We start from the raw sequence: 20759 nt of genomic DNA, 5'->3' as shown, positions 1-20759 counted from the left end.
ACGCGGCCCCGTCCCCACCGGTCCCGGGCGCATAGCTCAGCGGGAGAGCGTTCCCTTCACACGGGAGAGGTCCAAGGTTCGATCCCTTGTGCGCCCACCATTCTTGACTAGATCCTGTGTCAAGAGTTGTTACAAGAGTTCCGTTTTTCTTCGCGTTTGAAATTTCGAGTCAACGAGCCGGGCCACCGTCAATCAGAAGTTGCTTCCCTGTCATTTTCGCGCTGACTTCGATATTCCTGATTCATTTCCCCTCGCCGATTCTGCGCGGCGAGCGGCGGGGTTCAGGAAGGGAAGTCTTCGATGAAGCGTTACTTCGATTTGGCGGCAATCATCCCCCTTGATGAAGAATTTGAGACCGCCCTCAGCCATTTTAGATACGTCGCGAACCTTAGCACCGGCAGCCGAATCCGATTCCAAATGGCATCTGATGGAAGCCCGCTAGATATTTTATTCGTGAAACAAAATGCAATGGGCAGGACTGAAAATGTCAATGCTGCCCTCGATATTCTCGATGAGTTTGACGTTGGCCTCCTCGTCTGTCTGGGAATTGCGGGCGGGCTATCATCTGATCTCAATATCGGCGATGTGTGTCGAACCGGCGCAATCGCAGACCTTCTCGATAATTCAAAAGTTTCGGACGTTGCAGTTAAGGCCCGAAAGCCAGCTAGCCGTTCGAACAAAGCTGATAAATCGCAACAAGAAATCTCCTTCTCGCCTACACACTACGAAACCCCCACTGAAATATCCGTCGCACTCGATCTCGACAAACTGGTCCCGGAGCGAAAGGAAGTCTTCGACCGCTGGGTGAACGACCGCATGCTCTCTGGCGAGAGCATCATGCCCCAAGAATTCACGGGAAAAGACGGACGCAAGGAGAAACTCGGAGCTCCATCTGTAAAGAGCGGCCTTATAGCTTGCGCCGCTGTCGCTGCTAGTCCTGATTACAACAGGAGCATCAAGAAACTCGACCGCAAGATCTTAGCGGTGGAAACAGAATCGGGCGGAATGTTCTCTGTGGTGAAGCGCCTCGGGATACCAGCCCTCACGATCCGAGGAATTTCCGACTACGCCGGCTTCGGAGTCGACAAGAATCAATTCGAAACCGAAACCAACAACAAGGCAAGATTCGTCGCCGCCTCAAATGCAGCATCGTACTTGGCCCAGCAAACGCGAAATCCATTACTTGTTCGATATCTCCAAGATCGATTGCAAGGCAAAACCCACCAACATCAATCGCCAAATAACGGGACTACCGATCCAACCGCCTCAGCACTAATCGCGCGATCAGATCATTTTAATTCTCGACTGCGGGAACTTGCGCCCGGGTTTTCACTCGACGGATACCGCATTCCAGTCCCACGCATCCGCCTCCGAAGCGACGACTTGGAAGGAGCTGTCCGCCCCACCACAGGAGACCCCATCGAGATACGAGATGCGCTTACGCAGACCGATATTATCGTTGTCGAGGTTCCACCACAGTATCCCGATCGGAGCCTTGCCTGGGTAGTCGCACGCGATCTGATTAACTCGCAAGTCTCGAACAGGCAGATGTTACCGACAGTAATCGAGGCGTCCAATCTTCACAAACCAGATTATGGCATCGAGGCGCTTGCTCAAGATACAATCGCGTTCAAAACTAACAATCAAGTCAAACTCATTTTTATTATCGACGAATTTAACTTCCAGTCACGATCACAAGCTCTGTTCTTACACGCGGAAGTCAGCAAGCTCGCCGACGCAAAGTTCGTTATTTTTTCCAGAAATCGGGCCAGCATCATCGCGGAAAGCGAATTCTGCACCAAAAGTGGCGCGCGGATGGCCACCTTGGATGATGTATCATTCCTCGAGACCTCGCATTTCATCCAAAAGAATTTCGAGATGTCTGTTGCGGAGTCCGAAGTCATCGCAATTCGCCTTCGGGAAACGTTCTCCCATTTTCGCTTGTCTGCTCATCCAAGCTACTTCGCGGGCATACCTCAAGCTGCTTTAGCCGGACTACTTCGAGCAAACAGACGGGCCGAATTGATCGAAATAGCCGTTGTCGGATACCTGAGCTACGTTGTCGCGGATGACAACGAACCTATCGCACTAAGCCGAACCACTAGAGAGAATTTTTTGACATTGCTAGCCCGCGAAATAAACGTAAAGAAAAGATCATTTTCGGAGGCAGAGCTAATTAAATTCACTGAAGAATTCGCCGAGAGGTTCGATTACAAGATTTCTGCCGTGCGCTTCTCCAGTGCATTTATGCAAAAGGGAATTCTATTTATCGAAAACGGTAACGTTCAATTCACGCTACCTTTTATGGAATCATACCTCTTGGCGAAAAGTCTCCATGACGACCCCGAGGAGGCGCAGCGGTACTTCCAATTTGGGACACGGGCGTTTGACCTTCCAACATTTGCGTTGTTTGCCGAACTCGGGCTGTCAAAGAATTTTATCGAAGAACTACAAACAAGACTAGACGGGGCGATTAGCAATGCCGAGCAGAGAGCCACATCACCTTCGTCACTAAGCTCCGATCGAATTAGGCCAGCGCTGCTATCGAAGGGCGAGCGCATGCAAGGCATCCAGAATCGATTGCAGAAAGCGATTGCCGAAGTGACCGAGGATCACGACGCGTCACGCGAGAAGCAGCGCTTGCTTGACGTTGCTGACAGGGTGAGAAGCGAGGCATCTCGACAGTCAGAGCGCCCCGTTGACGAAAGAGAGAGCAACGAAGGCGATTCGGCAGAAGAGGACGATTTTGAAGTTTGGTATGTGGCTGTTTCCTTGCTGGGGACTGGCGCCGAACGTCTAGAAGCCGACGTGAAGCGCTCTCTGATGAGCAAGGTCATCAAGCTTTCACGACTAATAATTGATGATTGGACGAATGCACTTGCAACTGTTGATTTCAAAGAAATCAAGAATCAGATGCTTTCTGACGAAGAGGTGATACGAGATATTGCGAAGTCGGAGGCGGACGTCGACCTTGTTGAAGCAAAGCGAACCGTGGAGATGATGGTCGATCTCCTAGAGTACGCGATGCTTTCTCAGCCACTACGCGTTGTCGTTCAATGCCTCTGTGAAGATGGTCGAGACGCAATTCTCGCGCATAGCCTAGCCAACACGGACTGCGAAGATCCGTTGGAAGATCTGCTCCGCTGTATTTGGCTTTCGGATTTGGACGCTGGGACTGGGACAAAGGGGCTGAAAGCTTCGCTGAAATCCCTTCCCAAGGCGAGCTTCCTGCGAATGGTTTTGGCTTCTCATCTAATCACTCGTGTCTATTGGAACCACTGGGAGAAAGAGAAGCGTTTGATGTTGCTGAACGCGGCGCAGGAATGTCTGAAAACTTCCGGGCTTCAATACGACCAAGCTGGGCTAAAGCGTCTCATTAACCGTGAGGCCAAAGGTTCGCACGAGGATGAAGAACGCAAATCCTCATAGAAATCCGCGATTAAGACCCTACCTTTCCAAGGGAGAGCCCTAACAAAAACATCAACAATTTTAAGTGCTTAAGAAAAGAGAACTTGAGTGTGCAAAATGCGTGCAAATTGTCGCAAAATTTTTTTAACCCATTGATTATAAAACAATTTTTCTGGCGGGGCAATCTTCCTTCACACGGGAGAGGTCCAAGGTTCGATCCCTTGTGCGCCCACCATTTCCGAGTTGCTACGCGCACTTCCAATTTGCCGGCTCGGACCCGGTGGCGCGCAGCGCAGCGAGGCCTTCGCCATCGAGGCGTTGTTTGACCGGCAACCGATGACGAACCTCGCCATCATCGAAGCGATCATCGGTCGCACACCACCGCACCGCACCAATTGATCCGGCACAATGCGACCGCCCCCGGCCTTCGTTTAGCGGAGGATCAGATGGCCCACAGAGCATCGGCGGGAGGCGACGGACAATGGCTCATACGCTCGAACAGACGATCAACGCCTTGCTCGAACAGGAGCCGGCGCTGCGACAATGGCTGGAGCAGATGCGGGCGCTGATCCGGGACACGCGGGGCGTAACCGCGATCGCCGGGTTGTCGCCGGCGGAGACCGAGGAATTCCTGCGGCTCGATCCGCGCCTGCGCGCCCATCGCGGCGCGATGACAGCGGCCGAGTTCGAAGCGGCCAGCGCGCGCCATGCCGACCTCAAGAGCCGCATCGAAGCCGCGCTGCAGGACGACGCGATCGAGAGCCTGAGCGACTGGGGCGCGGCCCCCGCGCGCGGCTGACAAGCCCGAGTAGCGCCGCATAGCGGTTGAGCGGAACGCCCCCCACGAGCACTCGCCGCTGCGGGTGATTGATCAGGTGCGTTGAAAAGCCGGCGTGGCGATGGGGCGCTTGCGCTCACCCCATCCTGCGGATCGGCATCCGCACACCCGTCCTGGCGCTATCGCGACGCGACGGCTCAGGCCGTCGCCTGCTCGGCCTGCGGACCAACCGGCTTGCAGAATTTGCTCGCCAGCCAGGACGACAGCACCGCCGGCACCAGCCCGACTATTCCATACAGCACAAGCTGCACCAGGCCGGCATCGGCGCCGCGATTGGAATACAAGAAGGCGGTGGCGACGAAGCCGATGACACCGACGATCACTATGCGCAGCGGCTGCTTGATGACGCGGATGTGGCAGATAATCTCGTCGATCGCCGCCATCATCAGCGCCGGCAGCAGGCCGAACAGATAGCTGTATTGCAGCGACTTGAACATCACGACGAAGAACTTCTGCACCTCCATCAGATCGGTGTGCATCCAGTAGCCGGACAGATAGGACGTCGCGAACAGCAGCAGCAGCCCGCCCACGAACGGCCCGATCGCACCGAAGATCAGATATCGCTTCATGCCTGCTCCACAACCGGCGATCCCGCGCCGGGCCGACAGGCTACGCCCTCCGGCCCGCCGCCGACAACTGCCGGGCGCGGGCTGGCCCGGCAAATTGCCGCGATGGTTACATCCGCACTTCGACCAGGCTGGGCCCGCTGCCGCGGACGCCCGCCTCGAGTGCGGCGTTGAGTTCGTCCGCCGTGGTCACCGCGCGCGCCGGCACGCCCATGCCCTTGGCCAGCGACACCCAGTCGAGGTCCGGCCGATCGAGCGTCAGCATGTCCTGCGCCCGCTTGCCGGGCTCGCCGGCACCGACGCCGTCGAACTCGCCCCTGAGGATCTGGTACTTGCGGTTGGCGAACACAACGGTGGTGACGTCGAGATTCTCGCGCGCCTGGGTCCACAGCGCCTGCAGCGTGTACATCGCGCTGCCGTCACCCACCATGCAGATCACCTTGCGGTCCGGGCACGCCACCGCGGCGCCGACCGCGACCGGCGGCGAGAAGCCGATCGAGCCGCCGAGATTCTGCAGCCAGTCGTGCGGCGCCGCCGCGGCGGTCGGCGGGAAGAAGCCGCGGCCGGTGGTGATGGACTCGTCGATCACGATCGCATTCTCCGGGATCGCCACCGCGATCGCCTGCGCGATGGTGTCGAGCGTCAGCGCCCCGCTCGGCTTGGCGATGTCGACCAGCTTCTGCGGCTGGGCGTCCTGAGCCTTGGCGCCGAGCGCGCCGGCCAGCGCCTCGAGCGCGGCTTCGGAGTTCTCGCCAACGTCGGTCAGGCGATGCGCGTCGCAGCCTTCCGGCTTCAGCAGGCTGGGCTTGTCCGGGTAGGCGAAGAACGCCACCGGGTCCATCGCCTCGACCAGCACGATGTGGCGGAACGGCTTCAGGATCGGCAGCGCCGCCTCGACCACATAGGGCACGCGCTCGACCCAGTAGCGCCCCTGCCCGCGCGCCATCCGGGCGTTGTAGGTCTGCGCCATCACCTTGCAGCCGGACTTGCCGGCGATCCGCTGCGCCAGCGCCAGACCGTGCTCGGTGAGCGCGTTGCCGGACAGCAGCAGCAGCGTCGGCTCGCCGGACCGCAGCGCCCGCGCCGCGGCCTCGACGGCGTGCGGCGAGTAGCTCGGGCGCTGTTGCTCGGCCGGCACTTCGGCGATGCCGTCGGCCTCGTTCCAGGCGGTGTCGGCCGGCAGGATCAGCGTGGCGATCTGCGGCGGCATCCCCTTGGCGGCGGCGATCGCGGCGGCGCCATCGCGCGCCACCGACTTGGCGTCCGGCGAGGTGCGGACCCAGGCCGACATCGGCCGCGCCAGGCCCTCGATGTCCGAGGTCAGCGGCGCGTTGTAATCGATGTGGTAGGTGGCGTGCTGGCCGACGATGTTGACAATGCCGGAGGCCGCCTTCTTGGCGTTGTGCAGATTGGCGATGCCGTTGGCGAGACCCGGGCCGAGATGCAGCAAGGTCGAGGCCGGCGTCCGCTTCATCCGATAGTAACCATCCGCGGCGCCGGTGACGACGCCCTCGAACAGGCCGAGCACGCAGCGCATTCCCTCGACACGATCCAGCGCAGCGACGAAGTGCATTTCCGAGGTGCCGGGATTGGTGAAGCAGACGTCAACGCCGCCCTGAACGAGGGTCCTCACCAGGCTTTCGGCACCGTTCATCGTTTCGCTCCCTGTTGTATCGTGACACGACGATCAATCATTGTTGAACGCGTTCGTCAAAGGGGCGGGCGCGCGGAGCAGCGCTTCCTGCCGCGCACGGCACTGCTTCGGCGTCATCGCGATGACTTGCGCAATCGCCATGATTGTGGCCTGTCTTGGGTTGGATTCTGACGATTGCGAGGTTCACGATGGTTCGCTCTGCCGCCCGCCTGTTCGCGCTCGCCGCCACGATAGCTGTTGCCGGGATCTCCCAGGCGTCCGCCCAGGAGGACATGCGGGCCGTGATGGGGTTCGGGCCGTTCTTCCGCTCCGGGCCGGCGGCCAGCCCGATCCCGCGTGAGCGCGTCAACTTCATGGGCAATTACGCTCCCGGAACCATTGTGATCAGCACCTCGGAGCGTCGGCTGTATCTGGTCGAGCCGAACGGCACGGCGCTGCGCTATGGCATCGGCGTCGGCCGCGACGGCTTCCGCTGGGCGGGCGTCCACCGCATCACCGCCAAGAAGGAATGGCCGAGCTGGACGCCGCCGGCGCAGATGCTGCGCCGCCGCCCCGACCTGCCGCGCCACATGGCTGGCGGCGAGGATAATCCGCTCGGCGCGCGGGCGATGTATCTCGGTTCGACCTTGTATCGCATCCACGGTTCCAACGAGCCGGAGACAATCGGTCAGGCCGTGTCGTCGGGCTGCTTCCGCATGACCAACGAAGACGTGGTCGACCTCTATGACCGCGTCCGCGTCGGCGCCACGGTGGTCGTGCGGAACTGATCCGTCGCGGGGCGCGCAGCCCCGCTGCTCCCAATTACGGGTTGTGCGCCGCGGCGGATTGCGGCAGCGTCACCGTCATGCAGTGCGGCCGCTCTCCCCGGTTCCTCGGCCCCGCGCTCGCGGCGATCATCGCCGCGGCGGCGGGAACGGCGGCGCCGTCGCTGGCCGCCGACAGCACCGATATCTCCGCCAACCAGCGCGCCGAGAAGCGCGACTTCACCGACAGCCAGATCTTCGACGGCTTCTTCAAGACCGCGTTCGGCGCCGAGTATCACCTCGCCGGCCGGGTCGACCGCATCCGCAAGTTCGAAGGGCCGGTGCGGATCTTCGCCGAGGGCGAGACCCATCCGGACCGCCGCGCGCAGCTCGCGCGGGTGGTCGCCGACATCGCCAAGCGGATCCGCCATCTCGATATCGCGCTTACCGAGGACAGCGACGAGGCCAACGTCACGGTCCATCTCGTCCGCGACAAGAACCTCAACAAGACCATCCAGACTTTCTACGGCGCCGAACGCGCCAAGGAGATCCGCGAGTCACTCGATCCGCAATGCCTGTCGGGCTTCCGCAAGAACGACAAGTTCGAGATCGAGCACGCCGACGTGATCCTCACCATCGACAATGGCGACTTCGTCTTCCTGGACTGCGCCTACGAGGAGCTGCTGCAGTCGCTCGGCCCGATCAACGACACCGACCAAGTGCCGTGGACGATGTTCAACGACGACGTTCAGAAGGGTTACTTCGACGTCTACGATCAGTACCTGATGAACATCCTGTACCACCCGGAGATCAAGCCGGGGATGACGGTGCAGGAGGTCAAGTCCGTGCTACCGCAAGTAATGGCCGACGTCCGCAGCTTCGTCGGCAAGGTGAATGGATTGGGGCAGTAGTCGGCGGTTATTACCCGCCTCTCCCCGTCATTCCGGGGCGCGCGAAGCGCGAGCCCGGAATCCATATCCCCTGAGTTCTCGACTTATCATCGACCGTCATCCATCCCCAACAGACGCTGCGGCGTATGGATTCCGGGTTCGCCGCTGCGCGGCGCCCCGGAATGACGCGTCGAGAGACTGCGCCCCTACGCCGTCTTGGTGAACAACTCCCGGCCGATCAGCATCCGGCGGATCTCGCTGGTGCCGGCGCCGATTTCGTAAAGCTTGGCGTCGCGCAGCAGGCGGCCGGTCGGGTAGTCGTTGATGTAGCCGTTGCCGCCGAGCAGCTGGATGGCGTCGAGCGCGCACTGGGTGGCGCGTTCGGCGGCGTACAGGATGGCGCCGGCGGCGTCCTCGCGGGTGGTCTCGCCGCGGTCGCAGGCCTTCGCCACCGCATAGACGTAAGCGCGCGAGGCGTTCATCGTCACGTACATGTCGGCGACCTTGCCCTGCACCAGCTGGAAGTTGCCGATCGGCTCACCGAACTGCTTGCGCTCGTGCACATAAGGCAGCACCACGTCCATGCAGGCCTGCATGATGCCGAGCGGCCCGGCGGCCAGCACCGCGCGCTCGTAGTCGAGCCCGCTCATTAGCACGTTGACGCCGCGGCCGACCTCGCCGAGCACGTTCTCCTCCGGCACTTCGCAATCCTCGAACACCAGCTCGCAGGTGTCGGAGCCGCGCATGCCGAGCTTGTCGAGCTTCTGCGCAGTGCTGAAGCCCTTGAAGCCCTTCTCGATCACGAACGCCGTCATGCCACGGGGACCGGCGGCGGGATCGGTCTTGGCGTAGACCACCAGCGTTTCGGCGACCGGGCCGTTGGTGATCCACATCTTGTTGCCGTTGAGAACGTAACGGTCGCCTTTCTTGTCGGCGCGGGTCTTCATCGACACCACGTCGGATCCGGCGCCGGGCTCGGACATCGCCAGTGCGCCGACGTGTTCGCCGCTGATCAGCTTCGGCAAGTACTTGCGCTTCTGCGCCTCGTTGCCGTTGCGGCGAAGCTGATTGATGCAGAGGTTGGAATGCGCGCCGTAGGACAGGCCGACCGAGGCGGAGGCGCGCGAGATTTCCTCCATCGCAATGCAGTGCTCGAGATAGCCGAGCCCGGCGCCGCCGTACTCCTCCTCGACCGTGATGCCGTGCAGGCCGAGTTCGCCGAGCTTCGGCCAGAGATCACGCGGGAAGGTGTTGGTCTTGTCGATGGCCTCGGCGCGCGGGGCGATCTCGTTCGATGCAAAATCGCGCACCGTCTCGCGGATCGCGTCGGCGGTCTCGCCGAGATCGAAATTGAACAGGCTCTGCGCGTTCGAAATCATGGTCGGGCTGTCTCCACTCGTCGGCGCGGCACGCCGCGCAACCGTGTTCTGGTTGGCCGGCACCATGTCATGACGCCGCAGGGCTGAGAAGGCTCCAAAGGTCGTTCCAGCGGCTTTCCAGGCTGTTTACCAGCGCCTCGACACAAAACTCACGACGACCGTACAGGCGCTGCGGACGATCTTGTGCGGAGCCGCTATGCGAGCGGCCCGGCACGCCTTGCTCTTGCCCGCCCAACCGGTTGTAATCTCCCGAACGGACTGCCGCGCCCCAAGACGGCAGCCAATGGAGATCGATCGCCGCGACGCGGCCCATCGGAGCGAAACGCCGACCACCCAGCGAGGGCCCCCGCATCATGCACGGCACCATCGAGACCAGCACAGCCGAGACCGACAAAGCCGCCCGCCTGCGCGCCGCGCGCGAGGAAGCCTACGCGACGCCGCTGAAGGACTTCCATCCCGGCGCGCCTCGGCATTTCCGCGACGACACGTTGTGGCCGTGGTTCGAGCGGCTGCGTGCGGAGGAACCGGTTCATTACTGCACTAACGCGCCGATCGAACCGTACTGGAGCGTCGTCAAGTACAACGACATCATGCATGTCGACACCAGCCACCAGATTTTCTCGTCCGACTCGACGCTGGGCGGCATCTCGATCCGCGACGCACCACCCGGCTACGACTGGCCGAGCTTCATCGCGATGGACGAGCCGCGGCATTCGGCACAGCGCAAAACGGTGTCGCCGATGTTCACGCCGGACCATCTCGACGAACTCGCGGTGCTGATCCGTGCTCGCACCCGCAAGGTGCTGGACGGCCTGCCGCGCGGTGAGACCTTCAACTTCGTCGACCGCGTCTCCATCGAACTGACCACGCAGATGCTGGCGACGCTGTTCGACTTCCCGTTCGAGCAGCGCCGCAAGCTGACGCGCTGGTCCGACGTCGCCACCGCACTGCCGAAGAGCGGCGTGGTCGAGTCCGAACAGCAGCGCCGCGACGAACTCAACGAATGCGCCGCGACCTTCGCCGGGCTGTGGAACGAGCGGGTGAATTCCGAGCCGCGGAATGATCTCCTGTCGATGATGGCGCATCACGACGCGACCCGCTACATGGACCGCGACAATCTGATGGGCAATCTGCTGCTGCTGATCGTCGGCGGCAACGACACCACCCGCAATACCATGACCGGATCGGTGCTGGCGCTGAACGAAAATCCCGACCAGTTCGCCAAACTGCGCGCCGATCCCAAGCTGATCGACACCATGGTGCCCGAGGTGATCCGCTGGCAGACGCCGCTCGCGCATATGCGCCGCACCGCCCTGCAGGACACCGAACTCGGCGGCAAGACCATCAAAAAGGGCGACCGCGTGGTGATGTGGTACGTCTCCGGCAACCGCGACGAGGAGGTGATCGAGCGGCCGAACGAATTCATCATCGACCGCAAGCGGCCGAAGATTCACCTGTCGTTCGGCTTCGGTATCCACCGCTGCGTCGGAATGCGTCTGGCGGAATTGCAGCTCCGGATCGTCTGGGAGGAAATGCTGGACAGGTTTGACCGCATCGAAGTTGTCGGGGAGCCGAAGCGGGTGTATTCGAGCTTCGTCAAGGGCTACGAGTCCTTGCCGGTTCGCATTTCCTGACCTCTCCCAAGAAAAAGAAGACAGCCTCGACAATGAAACATCATGCCGCCGCGGAGCAGGACGAATTCCACGATATCCGCGACGCCGTCGCCAAACTGTGCGCGCAGTTTCCGGGCGAATACTGGCGCAAGCTCGATCGCGAGATGGCCTATCCCAGGGCTTTCGTCGATGCGCTCACCGAGGCCGGCTACCTGTCGGTGCTGATCCCCGAGGAATACGGCGGCGCCGGGCTGAAATTGTCGGCCGCGGCGGCGATCCTCGAAGAGATCCAGCGCGCCGGCTGCAACGGCGGCGGCTGCCACGCGCAGATGTACACCATGGGTACTCTGCTCCGGCACGGCAGCGATGAGCAGAAGGCCAAGTGGCTGCCGAAGATCGCCTCCGGCGAACTGCGGCTGCAGGCCTTCGGCGTCACCGAGCCGACCTCCGGCACCGACACCACGTCGCTGAAGACCTTCGCCAAGAAGGACGCCAACGGCGACTACGTGGTCAACGGCCAGAAGATCTGGACCAGCCGCGCCGAATATTCCGACCTGATGATCCTGCTGGCGCGCACCACGCCGAAGGATCAGGCGGCGAAGAAGACCGAGGGCCTGTCGGTGTTCCTGGTCGACATGCGTGAAGCGCGCGGCCATGGGCTCGAGATCCGCCCGATCCGCACCATGATGAACCACGCCACCACCGAGGTGTTCTTCACCGACCTCAAGGTGCCGAAGGAGAATCTGATCGGCGAGGAAGGCAAGGGCTTCCGCTACATCCTGTCCGGCATGAATGCCGAGCGCATCCTGATCGCATCGGAATGCGTCGGCGACGCCAAATGGTTCATCGCCAAGGCCACCAACTACGCGAAGGACCGCGTCGTGTTCGGCCGGCCGATCGGCCAGAACCAGGGCATCCAGTTCCCGATCGCCAAGGCCTACGCCGCTATGCGCGCGGCCGAACTGATGGTGAGGGAAGCCACCCGGAAGTACGAAGCCGGCATGGATTGCGGCGCCGAGGCCAACATGGCCAAGATGCTCGCGGCCGACGCCTCGTTCGAAGCGGCCAATGCCTGCATCCAGACCCACGGCGGCTTCGGCTTCGCCGAGGAATACGACGTCGAGCGCAAGTTCCGCGAGACGCGGCTGTATCAGGTTGCCCCGATCTCCACCAACCTGATCCTGTCGCATCTCGCCGAGCACGTGCTCGGCATGCCGCGGTCGTATTAACCTCTCGACGTCATTGCGAGCGAAGCGAAGCAATCCAGAGCGCCGCGCATCGAGCTTGGATTGCTTCGTCGCTTCGCTCCTCGCAATGACGAAGCCATCGCAGGATTGATCGAATGCTTCCGCTCGAAGGACTCACCGTCATCGCCGTCGAACAGGCGGTCGCGGCGCCGTATTGCAGCTCGCGGCTGGCCGACGCCGGCGCTCATGTCATCAAGATCGAACGCCCCGAGGGCGATTTCGCCCGCGGCTACGATGCCGCCGCCAAGGGCCAGAGCAGCTACTTCGTCTGGCTCAACCGCGGCAAGGAATCCGCCGTGGTCGATCTGTCGACCAGCGAAGGCCGCGACGAGCTGGAAAAGCTGATCGCGTCGGCCGACGTGCTGCTGCAGAACCTCAAGCCCGGCTCGATGGACAAGCTCGGCTTCACCCGCGAGCGGCTGCGCGCGGACTATCCGAAGCTGATCATCTGCACCATCTCCGGCTACGGCGATTACGGTCCGTATGCGCACCGCAAGGCCTACGACCTGCTGATCCAGGCCGAGAGCGGCCTCGCCTCGATCACCGGCGGACCGGAAAGCGCCTCGCGCGTCGGCATGTCGGTGGTCGACGTCGCCACCGGCGCGGCCGCGCATGCGGCGATCCTCGAAGCGCTGATCGGCCGTGGCCGTTCGGGTCAGGGCGCCGACATCCGCATTTCGATGTTCGACGTGATGGCGGACTGGCTGACGGTGCCGCTGCTCAACGCCGAGGCCGGCAATCCGCCCAAGCGGCTGGGCCTCGCGCATCCATCGATCGCGCCCTATGGCGTGTTCACCAGCAAGGACGGCAAGGACATCCTGATCTCGATCCAGAGCGAGCGCGAGTGGAAGAAGCTCTGCTCCGACGTGCTGCGCCAGCCCGACCTGCCGAACGATCCGCGGCTGTGCAACGGCGTCGAGCGCGTGAAGAACCGTGCCTACACCGACAAGATCGTCGCCGACATCTTCGGTTCGCTGACCCGCGATGATCTGCTCGAACATCTCGCCAGCGCCGACATCGCCTTCGCCGAAGTGAACACGATGGAAGACCTGTCGCATCATCCGCATCTGCGCCGGATCGAGGTCGACACGCCGAACGGCAAGGTCGCCTATCCGGCGCCGGCCGCGATCGTGGTCGGCGAGGATCGGCATTACGGCGCCGTGCCGGGCATCGGCGACAAGCGCAAGTAAGCGAGGACCAACATGACCGACGCGCTCGACATCGATCACCTGCGGCAGTGGATCGGCCGCTCCGAGCAGGCCACCGACCTCGTCACGCCGCAGCTCGCCAAGGGCCTGCGCGCGACGCTGTTCCTCGACATCGGCACGCCCAAGACGGGCGACGTCGCACCGTTCACCGTGCACTGGTGCCTCGGCCAGCCGGTGTATCCGATGGACATGCTCGGCCCGGACGGCCACCCCACCCGCGGCGGCTTCCTGCCGCCGGTGCCGCTGCCGCGCCGGATGTGGGCGGGCGGCGAGCTCACGTTCGTCGATGCGCTCAAGGTCGGCGACGAGGTGACGCGGACCTCGACGATCGGCGACGTGCAAATCAAGCAGGGCTCGACCGGCACGCTGTGCTTCGTCACCGTCAATCACGAGATCACCACGCCGCGCGGCGTCGCGATCCGCGACCGGCAGGACATCGTTTATCGCGACGTGCCGCCGCCCTCGGCGGCCCCCGCAGCGCCCGCCAAGCCGGCCGCCGTCCCGCCGGCCGCGCAGCATCGCGAAAGCCACCTCGCCGATCCGGTCCTGCTGTTCCGCTATTCGGCGCTGACCTTCAACGGCCACCGCATCCACTACGATCGCGACTACGTCACCAAGGTCGAGGGCTATCCGGGCCTGATCGTCCACGGCCCGATGCAGGCCGCCCTGCTGGTCGAGTTCGCCGCCAAGCTGAAAGGCGCGGCGCCGAAGACCTTCAGCTATCGCGGCGTGCAGCCGCTGTTCGACGGCGCGGAGTTTGCGGTCAACGCTAATGAGACCGCGACCGGCCTCGAGCTGTGGACCGCCAATGCCGACGGCGTCCCGACCATGAAGGGCACGGCGAGCTGGTAATCAGTTTTCGCAAGGCGGCCGCGATACCCCTCCCCCTTGCGGGGAGGGTCGGCCGAGCGAAGCGGAGGCCGGGGTGGGGGTGCCGCGGGCACCGACTGCGTGGCGCCCCCCACCCGACCGGCCTTACGGCCGGCCACCCTCCCCGCAAGGGGGAGGGAAACTTGGCATCGCGGCTGACGCTGTTGACTCCCCTCCCCACCTCCTGATTGATCGGCGCAAGCAACAACGGCGCGCTGTCGCCGGAGGAACCGCCTTGCCGAAGAAGCCGAAGCCGCACGCGGCGACCACCACCGTCAAATCCGCCACTTTCGACCTGCTCCGCGCCTTCGGCATCGACAACGTGTTCGGCAATCCCGGCTCGACCGAGCTGCCGTTCCTCAGCGACTGGCCGGACGACATCGACTACGTGCTGGCGCTGCAGGAAGCCTCGGCGGTTGCGATGGCCGACGGCTACGCGCAGGCGACGCGCAATGCCGGCTTCGTCAATCTGCATTCGGCCGCCGGCGTCGGCAACGCGCTCGGCAACATCTACAGCGCCTTCAAGAACCAGACGCCGCTGGTGATCACCGCCGGCCAGCAGGCGCGCAGCCTGCTCCCGTTGCAGGCCTTCCTCGGCGCCGAGCGCGCCTCCGAATTTCCGCGCCCCTATGTCAAGTACAGCGTCGAGCCTGCGCGCGCCGAGGACGTGCCGGCAGCGATCGCGCGGGCGTACTACGTCGCGATGCAGCAGCCGTGCGGGCCGACCTTCGTGTCGGTGCCGATCGATGACTGGGCCCGGCCGGCCACCCCGGTGCCGCCGCGCAACGTGACGCGCGAACTTGGACCCGAGCACGCGGCGATGCAGGCGCTGGCCGACGTGCTGGCCAACGCGAAGAAGCCCGCACTGGTGGTCGGCCCCGCGGTCGATCGCGCCGCGGCAGTCGAGCTGATGGTGCAACTCGCCGAGCGCACCAAGGCGCCGGTGTGGGTGTCGCCGTTTTCGGCGCGCTGCAGCTTCCCGGAGCGTCATCCGCTGTTCGCCGGCTTTCTGCCCGCGTCGCCCGGTCAGTTGTCCGACACGCTGAGCGCCTTCGATGTCGTCGTGGTGATCGGCGCGCCGGTGTTCACCTTCCATGTCGAAGGCCATGCGGCGATCTTCGAGGGCGCGACCACGCTATTCCAGATCACCGAGGATGCCGACGCCGTCTCGGTGACACCGCTCGGCACCAGCATCGTCGCGACGATGACGCCGGCGCTGACTCTGCTGCTCGACCTGCTCCCCCAGGCCAAACGCGCCGCGCCAGCGCCGCGCGCGGTCCCGCCGGCGCCGCAGGCCGCCGAGCCGATGGCGGCCGAGTACCTGCTCGATGCGCTGAGCAAGGCGATGCCGGACGACGCCATGCTGGTCGAGGAGGCACCGTCGCATCGGATGGCGATGCAGAAATACATGCCGATGCGTGGCCAGGATTCGTTCGCCACGATGGCCAGCGGCGGGCTCGGCTGGTCGCTGCCGGCCTCGACCGGCTTCGCGCTGGCGAACCGCGAGCGCCGCACCGTCTGCCTGATCGGCGACGGCTCGGCGATGTACTCCGTCCAGGCGCTGTGGACTGCCGCGCAGCGAAAGCTGCCGCTGACCGTGGTGGTGCTGAATAATGCCGGCTACGGCGCGATGCGCTCGTTCAGCCAGGTCATGCAGGTGCGCAACGTGCCGGGGCTGGAGTTGCCGAACATCGACTTCGTCCAGCTTGCGCAATCGATGGGCTGCGCCGCCGAACGCGTCGTACGCTGCGAGGACCTGAACGCCGCGCTGTCCCGCGCGCTGTCGCATGACGGCGTTTTCGTGCTCGAAGCGATGCTGGATAGCTCGGTCCCGCTGCTCTACGCGAAGAACGGCTGAGATCGTCTGGCCACGCCTGCGCGCTACGGCAACAGGTCGCTGGGCACGTCGTCGAAGCTGTAGCGCCGCGGACGATTGCGGCGGATGAAGCCGCCGATCTGCCAGCCGAACAGCGCGGCGAAGCCGGCGATGAATAGCGCCCCCGCCCACGAGCCGGTCGCCACCGCGCGCGCCAGCAGCCCGGTCATTGCCGCCGCCACCAGCGCGATCAGCACCAGCGCGGCGGTGTGGATGGCGGGGCGTAGCCCGCCGATCAGTTCGGCATGGCTGCCGGCCGCCTGCATCCGCTGGTGCAATTCCAGCACGAAGGCCCGATAGGCGTCGTTCTGCGGCGCCATCAGCGCCACGGTCTGCCAGGTCGTCGACAGGATCCGCAGCCGCGCGCCGCTGACGTCTTCGAGGTCGGCGCGAAACCGCTGCGACTGCATCGACACTGGCCGGAAGCTGAGCCGCACCTGGGCGATCGTCGCATAAGGCCACAGCCCGGATTTCGGCCCGATCCGCCAGACGAGCCCGTCATCGGTCAGTTCGAACTGCTGGGCCGCCCCGATCAACGACGCCTTGAAGGCATAGGCGTCCGCCGAAGCGACCGCCTGCTTCACGCCGGAGGTCTTTGGCTCCGCGCCTGTATTCCGACCCGCTCGCGCCACCGCTCGCTGCCTCCTGCTCGCAGCGTCATTGCCGCAGTGGCGGCCGGGATGCAATGCGGTCGATCCGCCTGCCCGCGATCCCGCACGGTCCTCGCTTGCCCGCACTGCCCTGGTTTCCTACAACCGTCCCGACGATTGATCGTTGAGACCCATGCCCAAATCCGACGCCGCCTATTTTCCCCGTCATCTGATCTTCGCCGGTGCGCTGGTCAGCGGCGTGCTGCTGGCGCTGGCGCTGCACATGCTGGGGCAGCGGCTCGGGCTCGATCTCGGCGGGCTGTGGCGCAGCGATCTCGGCGAGTTCATGCCGGCGCGCGCCGCGCTGGCGTGGTGGCTGGTGGCCACGGCGGGCTTCGCCGGCGGCTACTTCACCTCGACGCTGATGCACCACGCCGCGGCCGGCCAGATCCCGCCGCGGATGCGGCAATTTCTGATCGCGATCGGCGTGCTGGTGCTGGCTGCCGCCGGACAGGCCGCCTCGGCGCCCTCGACCGGGCCGACCACGCCCGGCGTCGTCACCGGCCTCGCCGCACTGCTGCTCGGCGCCGCGATGGCGTTCTGCGGCGCGCACTTCGCGCTGCGCAAAGGCTGACCCCGCGCCGCCTAACCCAGCGACCGGACGATATGCTCCTTCAGCCGCTGCGCCGGCAGCGACAGCCGGTCGCGCTGCAGCAGCGCGATCTCGGTATCCTTGAGGTTCGGCAGCGGGCCGCCGTCGATCACGTGCAGATCGTCCGGCACCATGTCCTTGGGCAGCACGGTGACGCCGAGCCCGCCGCGCACAGCGGCCAATGAGCCGGCGAGCGAGCCGCAGGTATAGGCGATCCGCCACGGCTTGCGCGCCTTGTCGAGCGCCTCGGTGGCGCGCTTGCGATACACGCAGGGGCTCGGCGACACCACCAGCGGCAGCGGCCCCTCGCGCTCCTGCGGTCCTGGTTCGCCTGCCACCCACACCAGCGGCTCGCGCCAGACCCGGATGCCGGCGGCCTCGCCGACCCGCTCGCGCTTGATCAGCGCCAAATCGAAGCTGCCTTTCCGGAAGCCGTCGATGACGTGCAGCGTCAGATCGCAGGTCACTTCCAGCGCCACCGCCGGATAAGCCCGGGCGAAGCGCGACAGCACGTCCGGCAGATGCCGCGTGGCAAAGTCCTCCGGCGTGCCCAGCCGCACCACGCCGTGCAGCGCCGGCTCGGTGACGCGCGCGACCAGCTCGTCGTTGACGTCGAGCAGACGGCGCGCATGCGCCAGAAACATCTCGCCCTCCGGGGTCAGCCGGACGCTGCGCGGATTGCGCTCGAGCAGCCTGCGCCCGAGCGCATCCTCCAGCCGCTGCAGCTGCAGCGAAACCGTCGACTGCTGACGCCGCAGCGATTCCGCCGCGCGGGTGAAATTGCCGAGCGTGGCGATGGCGACAAACGCCCGCACCAGATCGAGGTCGAGATTGAGCAGAGGGCGCGGCATCGTTCGAACCATTGTGAAATGCAATGATAGAAGTTTCTACAATCAATTTCAAAGATGCTGCAAGCGCACCTAGGTTCCGCCCCGCCCGCGCACCGCGGGCTTCACGTCGCCGCGCGCCCTACCCTGCCTGCGCTCCCACCGAGCCGCGGGACGGCTGCGTGCGCCCGGCAAAGGGGGCCGACATGCTGGATCTCGCATTCCAAAATCTACTCTCGCCGATGGTGTTGTTCTTCGTGCTCGGCGTCGCCGCCGCGCTCGCGCGTTCGGATCTGTCGATCCCGGAGCCGGTGGCAAAACTCCTGGCGCTGTACTTGCTGATGTCGATCGGATTTCGCGGCGGCGTCGAGGTCGCGCATCAGGGCGTCGACGGCACGATGATCGCCGCCATCGCGGCCGGCGTCGCGCTGTCATTCGTGACGCCGTTCCTGGCCTATCTGATCCTGCGCGCCGTGACCCGCCTCGACGCCGTCAACGCCGCGGCAGTGGCCGCACACTACGGCTCCATCTCCGCCGTCACCTTCGTGGCTGTCACCGGCATGCTGGGGCAGCTCGGCATCGCCTGGGACGGCTACATGGTGGCGGTCGGCGCCGCGATGGAGACGCCGGCGATCCTCGCCGCGCTGCTGATCGCGCGCGGCAAGGCGGACCCGGACGGCCAGAGCCGCGGCACGCTGCTGCGCGAGGTGGCGCTGAACGGCTCGATCGTCATCCTGCTCGGCGCCTTCGTGATCGGCGCGCTGACCGGCGCGCGCGGTGCCGCGATGGTCAAACCGTTCCTCAGCGACCCGTTCGCCGGCGTGCTGTGCCTGTTCCTGCTCGACATGGGGCTGGTCGCAGGGCGCGGCTTGGCGCAGGGCCGGCGGCACCTGTCGCTGCCGGTGACGATCTTCGGCGTGGCGATGCCGCTGATCGGCGGCACGCTGGGCGCCGCGCTGGCCTGGCTGATCGGCCTGTCGGCCGGCAGTACCGCAGTGCTGATCACGCTGGCGGCGTCCGCCTCCTACATCGCCGTGCCGGCGGCGATGCGGCTGGCGCTGCCGCAGGCCAATCCGGCGGTGGCGCTGACGCTCTCGCTCGGCATCACCTTCCCGTTCAACCTGCTCGCCGGCATTCCGCTCTACATCGCCTTCGCCACCCGGATCGCGCCGTGACCGCTGCAGCTACTGGAGACTCAGCCATGCAGACCTTTCCCAAGAAGCGTATCGAGATCGTGGTCGAAGCCCCGCTGCTGCGGCGGATCACGACCAAGCTGGACGAGACCGGCGTGACCGGCTGGTCGGTGGTGCCGATCCTGGCCGGCCATGGCCGCGACGGCGATTGGACCGCCGAAGGTCAGGTCGGTACCGCGTCCCAGATGGTGATGCTGATCACCATCGTGGACGCCGCGAAACTCGACGCAGTGATGGATGCCGTGTTCACGCTGGTGTCACACCAGATCGGTTTCGTCACCGTCTCGGATATCGCGGTGGTTCGGCCCGAGCGCTTCTAACTTGCCGCTACCAAGTCCCGCGGCACAACGATCAGTTGTCATCGCGTTGTCGTATTACTTCGCTGACACGCGACCGATGCTCGCGGGCGCGGAAAAACGCCGCGCAGTCCCCTGCGCGGCGTTTAGCCTCATCCTTGTTAGCAACTCGGTCGCTTAGCCCGCCGCGCGGATATTGATCGATCCTTCGGCGAGCGTCGTCAGCTTCTTGTCGGTTGCTTTTTCTTCGTCGAGCGTCTTCTGCAGAACCGCAGCGCAGTCGTTGCGGCCCAAGCGTTTCGCCCATGCCACCAGGCTGCCGTAGCGCACGATCTCGTAGTGCTCGGCGGCCTGCGCCGCGTTGATCAGCGCCGCATCCAGCACCGTCTTGTCCTCGACCTCGCCGGCGGTTTCTTCGGCTTCCTCGATGATGCCGTCGATCGCCGGGCAATCGACCGCCTTGGCCTTGGTGCCGTGCATTTCGAAAACCTGCTCAAGCCGCTTCACGTGGCCCCGGGTTTCCTCGAGATGGGTCATGAAGCCCTGCTTGAGCATCGGATCGGTGGCTTGGTCGGCCATCTTCGGCAGCGCCTTCACGAGTTGTTTCTCGGCGTAATAAATGTCCTGCAGCTGGTGCACGAACAGATCGTCCATGGTCTTGATGTCTTTAGTGAAAAGTCCCATTGCATGGCCTCTCTGGGTTGGAACAAGGCGGCCCGGGGCCGCGCTTGCTGCTCGTTCCGGACGCGGGGTTAACCAGCCGCGCAAGCACCCGTTCCGCCCGCCCGGCATCAGCCTGAGGGCAATGGCGCGGCAGCGCACGGCGTCCTATATCAGTGCCGCAGGTGAGAGCTGTCCGACGCCGAGGGCCGCCATGCCGCGGCGGACCAGCTCCTTTGCGCCACGTCA

Annotated in this window: 18 protein-coding genes and 1 tRNA gene; 13 read left to right on the top strand and 6 right to left on the bottom strand. The window is 64.3% G+C overall.

Features of this window, described 5'->3' with window-relative positions:
- Window positions 1–25 precede the first annotated feature (25 nt).
- The 3 genes from ACFFJ6_RS05080 (at window position 26) to ACFFJ6_RS05070 (ending at window position 4207) form a co-directional block, all read left to right on the top strand.
- A tRNA-Val gene (locus tag ACFFJ6_RS05080) sits at window positions 26–100 on the top strand.
- A gap of 200 nt (window positions 101–300) precedes the next feature.
- The gene (locus ACFFJ6_RS05075) at window positions 301–3429 is read left to right on the top strand and encodes a 5'-methylthioadenosine/S-adenosylhomocysteine nucleosidase family protein (protein WP_378385005.1); all 3129 of its coding nucleotides are present in this window, start codon (window positions 301–303) and stop codon (window positions 3427–3429) included.
- A 460-nt stretch (window positions 3430–3889) separates the two neighbouring features.
- The gene (locus ACFFJ6_RS05070; protein ID WP_378385002.1) at window positions 3890–4207 is read left to right on the top strand and encodes a hypothetical protein; all 318 of its coding nucleotides are present in this window, start codon (window positions 3890–3892) and stop codon (window positions 4205–4207) included.
- Between the two features lie 176 nt (window positions 4208–4383).
- On the opposite strand, the gene ACFFJ6_RS05065 is transcribed toward ACFFJ6_RS05070, so the two are convergent.
- Both ACFFJ6_RS05065 and ACFFJ6_RS05060 read right to left on the bottom strand, forming a co-directional pair.
- Window positions 4384–4815, bottom strand: a complete 432-nt coding sequence (locus ACFFJ6_RS05065) for a DUF5413 family protein (protein WP_378385000.1) — start codon at window positions 4813–4815, stop codon at window positions 4384–4386.
- Between the two features lie 106 nt (window positions 4816–4921).
- Window positions 4922–6466: an acetolactate synthase large subunit gene (locus tag ACFFJ6_RS05060; RefSeq protein ID WP_378384997.1), complete on the bottom strand. Its 1545-nt coding sequence runs from the start codon at window positions 6464–6466 to the stop codon at window positions 4922–4924.
- Window positions 6467–6654: 188 nt separating this feature from the next.
- On the opposite strand from ACFFJ6_RS05060, the gene ACFFJ6_RS05055 reads away from it, so the two are divergent.
- Entirely contained in the window at window positions 6655–7233 is a 579-nt protein-coding gene (locus tag ACFFJ6_RS05055) for a L,D-transpeptidase (RefSeq protein ID WP_378384995.1), read from the top strand.
- A gap of 77 nt (window positions 7234–7310) precedes the next feature.
- Entirely contained in the window at window positions 7311–8120 is an 810-nt protein-coding gene (locus ACFFJ6_RS05050) for a DUF2927 domain-containing protein (protein WP_378384992.1), read from the top strand.
- 185 nt (window positions 8121–8305) lie between these two features.
- Here the strand turns inward: ACFFJ6_RS05050 and ACFFJ6_RS05045 are convergent, their stop codons facing one another.
- A complete protein-coding gene (locus ACFFJ6_RS05045; RefSeq protein ID WP_378384990.1) occupies window positions 8306–9478 on the bottom strand; it encodes an isovaleryl-CoA dehydrogenase in 1173 nt (390 codons plus the stop codon).
- 353 nt (window positions 9479–9831) lie between these two features.
- Between ACFFJ6_RS05045 and ACFFJ6_RS05040 the strand changes: the two genes are divergently transcribed.
- The 5 genes from ACFFJ6_RS05040 (at window position 9832) to mdlC (ending at window position 16274) form a co-directional block, all read left to right on the top strand.
- Window positions 9832–11112: a cytochrome P450 gene (locus tag ACFFJ6_RS05040; RefSeq protein ID WP_378384988.1), complete on the top strand. Its 1281-nt coding sequence runs from the start codon at window positions 9832–9834 to the stop codon at window positions 11110–11112.
- Window positions 11113–11144: 32 nt separating this feature from the next.
- Entirely contained in the window at window positions 11145–12320 is a 1176-nt protein-coding gene (locus tag ACFFJ6_RS05035; RefSeq protein WP_378384986.1) for an acyl-CoA dehydrogenase family protein, read from the top strand.
- Window positions 12321–12433: 113 nt separating this feature from the next.
- Entirely contained in the window at window positions 12434–13528 is a 1095-nt protein-coding gene (locus ACFFJ6_RS05030; protein WP_378384984.1) for a CaiB/BaiF CoA transferase family protein, read from the top strand.
- 12 nt (window positions 13529–13540) lie between these two features.
- The gene (locus ACFFJ6_RS05025) at window positions 13541–14398 is read left to right on the top strand and encodes an HTD2 family dehydratase (protein WP_378384982.1); all 858 of its coding nucleotides are present in this window, start codon (window positions 13541–13543) and stop codon (window positions 14396–14398) included.
- A 253-nt stretch (window positions 14399–14651) separates the two neighbouring features.
- Window positions 14652–16274, top strand: coding sequence for a benzoylformate decarboxylase (mdlC, locus tag ACFFJ6_RS05020; RefSeq protein WP_378384980.1), 1623 nt, complete (start codon window positions 14652–14654; stop codon window positions 16272–16274).
- 23 nt (window positions 16275–16297) lie between these two features.
- On the opposite strand, the gene ACFFJ6_RS05015 is transcribed toward mdlC, so the two are convergent.
- Window positions 16298–16876, bottom strand: coding sequence for a hypothetical protein (locus tag ACFFJ6_RS05015; RefSeq protein ID WP_378384978.1), 579 nt, complete (start codon window positions 16874–16876; stop codon window positions 16298–16300).
- A 199-nt stretch (window positions 16877–17075) separates the two neighbouring features.
- Here ACFFJ6_RS05015 and ACFFJ6_RS05010 point away from each other — a divergent pair, with 199 nt between their 5' ends.
- A complete protein-coding gene (locus ACFFJ6_RS05010; protein ID WP_378384976.1) occupies window positions 17076–17516 on the top strand; it encodes a hypothetical protein in 441 nt (146 codons plus the stop codon).
- 11 nt (window positions 17517–17527) lie between these two features.
- Here the strand turns inward: ACFFJ6_RS05010 and ACFFJ6_RS05005 are convergent, their stop codons facing one another.
- Window positions 17528–18385, bottom strand: a complete 858-nt coding sequence (locus ACFFJ6_RS05005; RefSeq protein ID WP_378384974.1) for a LysR substrate-binding domain-containing protein — start codon at window positions 18383–18385, stop codon at window positions 17528–17530.
- Window positions 18386–18567: 182 nt separating this feature from the next.
- Between ACFFJ6_RS05005 and ACFFJ6_RS05000 the strand changes: the two genes are divergently transcribed.
- Together ACFFJ6_RS05000 and ACFFJ6_RS04995 are read left to right on the top strand one after the other, a co-directional pair.
- Window positions 18568–19536: a sodium-dependent bicarbonate transport family permease gene (locus tag ACFFJ6_RS05000; RefSeq protein WP_378384972.1), complete on the top strand. Its 969-nt coding sequence runs from the start codon at window positions 18568–18570 to the stop codon at window positions 19534–19536.
- Between the two features lie 26 nt (window positions 19537–19562).
- A complete protein-coding gene (locus ACFFJ6_RS04995) occupies window positions 19563–19874 on the top strand; it encodes a DUF190 domain-containing protein (RefSeq protein WP_378384970.1) in 312 nt (103 codons plus the stop codon).
- A gap of 153 nt (window positions 19875–20027) precedes the next feature.
- Here ACFFJ6_RS04995 and ACFFJ6_RS04990 read toward each other — a convergent pair whose 3' ends face one another.
- Window positions 20028–20534, bottom strand: a complete 507-nt coding sequence (locus ACFFJ6_RS04990) for a YciE/YciF ferroxidase family protein (RefSeq protein ID WP_378385741.1) — start codon at window positions 20532–20534, stop codon at window positions 20028–20030.
- Between the last annotated feature and the right edge of the window lie 225 nt (window positions 20535–20759).

The organism is Rhodopseudomonas telluris, assembly GCF_042432815.1.
In the GTDB taxonomy this organism is placed as follows: domain Bacteria; phylum Pseudomonadota; class Alphaproteobacteria; order Rhizobiales; family Xanthobacteraceae; genus Rhodopseudomonas; species Rhodopseudomonas telluris.
The sequence above is the reverse complement of the archived record's forward strand: the minus strand, read 5'-3'. Positions and strand labels throughout refer to the sequence as shown.

Coding starts and splice junctions, on each gene's coding strand:
- ACFFJ6_RS05030 (WP_378384984.1), top strand. CDS start 12,434: ATGCTTCCGCTCGAAGGACTCACCGTCATCGCCGTCGAACAGGCGGTC.
- ACFFJ6_RS05000 (WP_378384972.1), top strand. CDS start 18,568: ATGCTGGATCTCGCATTCCAAAATCTACTCTCGCCGATGGTGTTGTTC.
- ACFFJ6_RS05050 (WP_378384992.1), top strand. CDS start 7,311: ATGCAGTGCGGCCGCTCTCCCCGGTTCCTCGGCCCCGCGCTCGCGGCG.
- ACFFJ6_RS05025 (WP_378384982.1), top strand. CDS start 13,541: ATGACCGACGCGCTCGACATCGATCACCTGCGGCAGTGGATCGGCCGC.
- ACFFJ6_RS04995 (WP_378384970.1), top strand. CDS start 19,563: ATGCAGACCTTTCCCAAGAAGCGTATCGAGATCGTGGTCGAAGCCCCG.
- ACFFJ6_RS05065 (WP_378385000.1), bottom strand. CDS start 4,815: ATGAAGCGATATCTGATCTTCGGTGCGATCGGGCCGTTCGTGGGCGGG.
- ACFFJ6_RS05060 (WP_378384997.1), bottom strand. CDS start 6,466: ATGAACGGTGCCGAAAGCCTGGTGAGGACCCTCGTTCAGGGCGGCGTT.
- ACFFJ6_RS05075 (WP_378385005.1), top strand. CDS start 301: ATGAAGCGTTACTTCGATTTGGCGGCAATCATCCCCCTTGATGAAGAA.
- ACFFJ6_RS05010 (WP_378384976.1), top strand. CDS start 17,076: ATGCCCAAATCCGACGCCGCCTATTTTCCCCGTCATCTGATCTTCGCC.
- ACFFJ6_RS05055 (WP_378384995.1), top strand. CDS start 6,655: ATGGTTCGCTCTGCCGCCCGCCTGTTCGCGCTCGCCGCCACGATAGCT.
- ACFFJ6_RS04990 (WP_378385741.1), bottom strand. CDS start 20,534: ATGGGACTTTTCACTAAAGACATCAAGACCATGGACGATCTGTTCGTG.
- ACFFJ6_RS05035 (WP_378384986.1), top strand. CDS start 11,145: ATGAAACATCATGCCGCCGCGGAGCAGGACGAATTCCACGATATCCGC.
- ACFFJ6_RS05040 (WP_378384988.1), top strand. CDS start 9,832: ATGCACGGCACCATCGAGACCAGCACAGCCGAGACCGACAAAGCCGCC.
- ACFFJ6_RS05070 (WP_378385002.1), top strand. CDS start 3,890: ATGGCTCATACGCTCGAACAGACGATCAACGCCTTGCTCGAACAGGAG.
- ACFFJ6_RS05045 (WP_378384990.1), bottom strand. CDS start 9,478: ATGATTTCGAACGCGCAGAGCCTGTTCAATTTCGATCTCGGCGAGACC.
- ACFFJ6_RS05005 (WP_378384974.1), bottom strand. CDS start 18,385: ATGCCGCGCCCTCTGCTCAATCTCGACCTCGATCTGGTGCGGGCGTTT.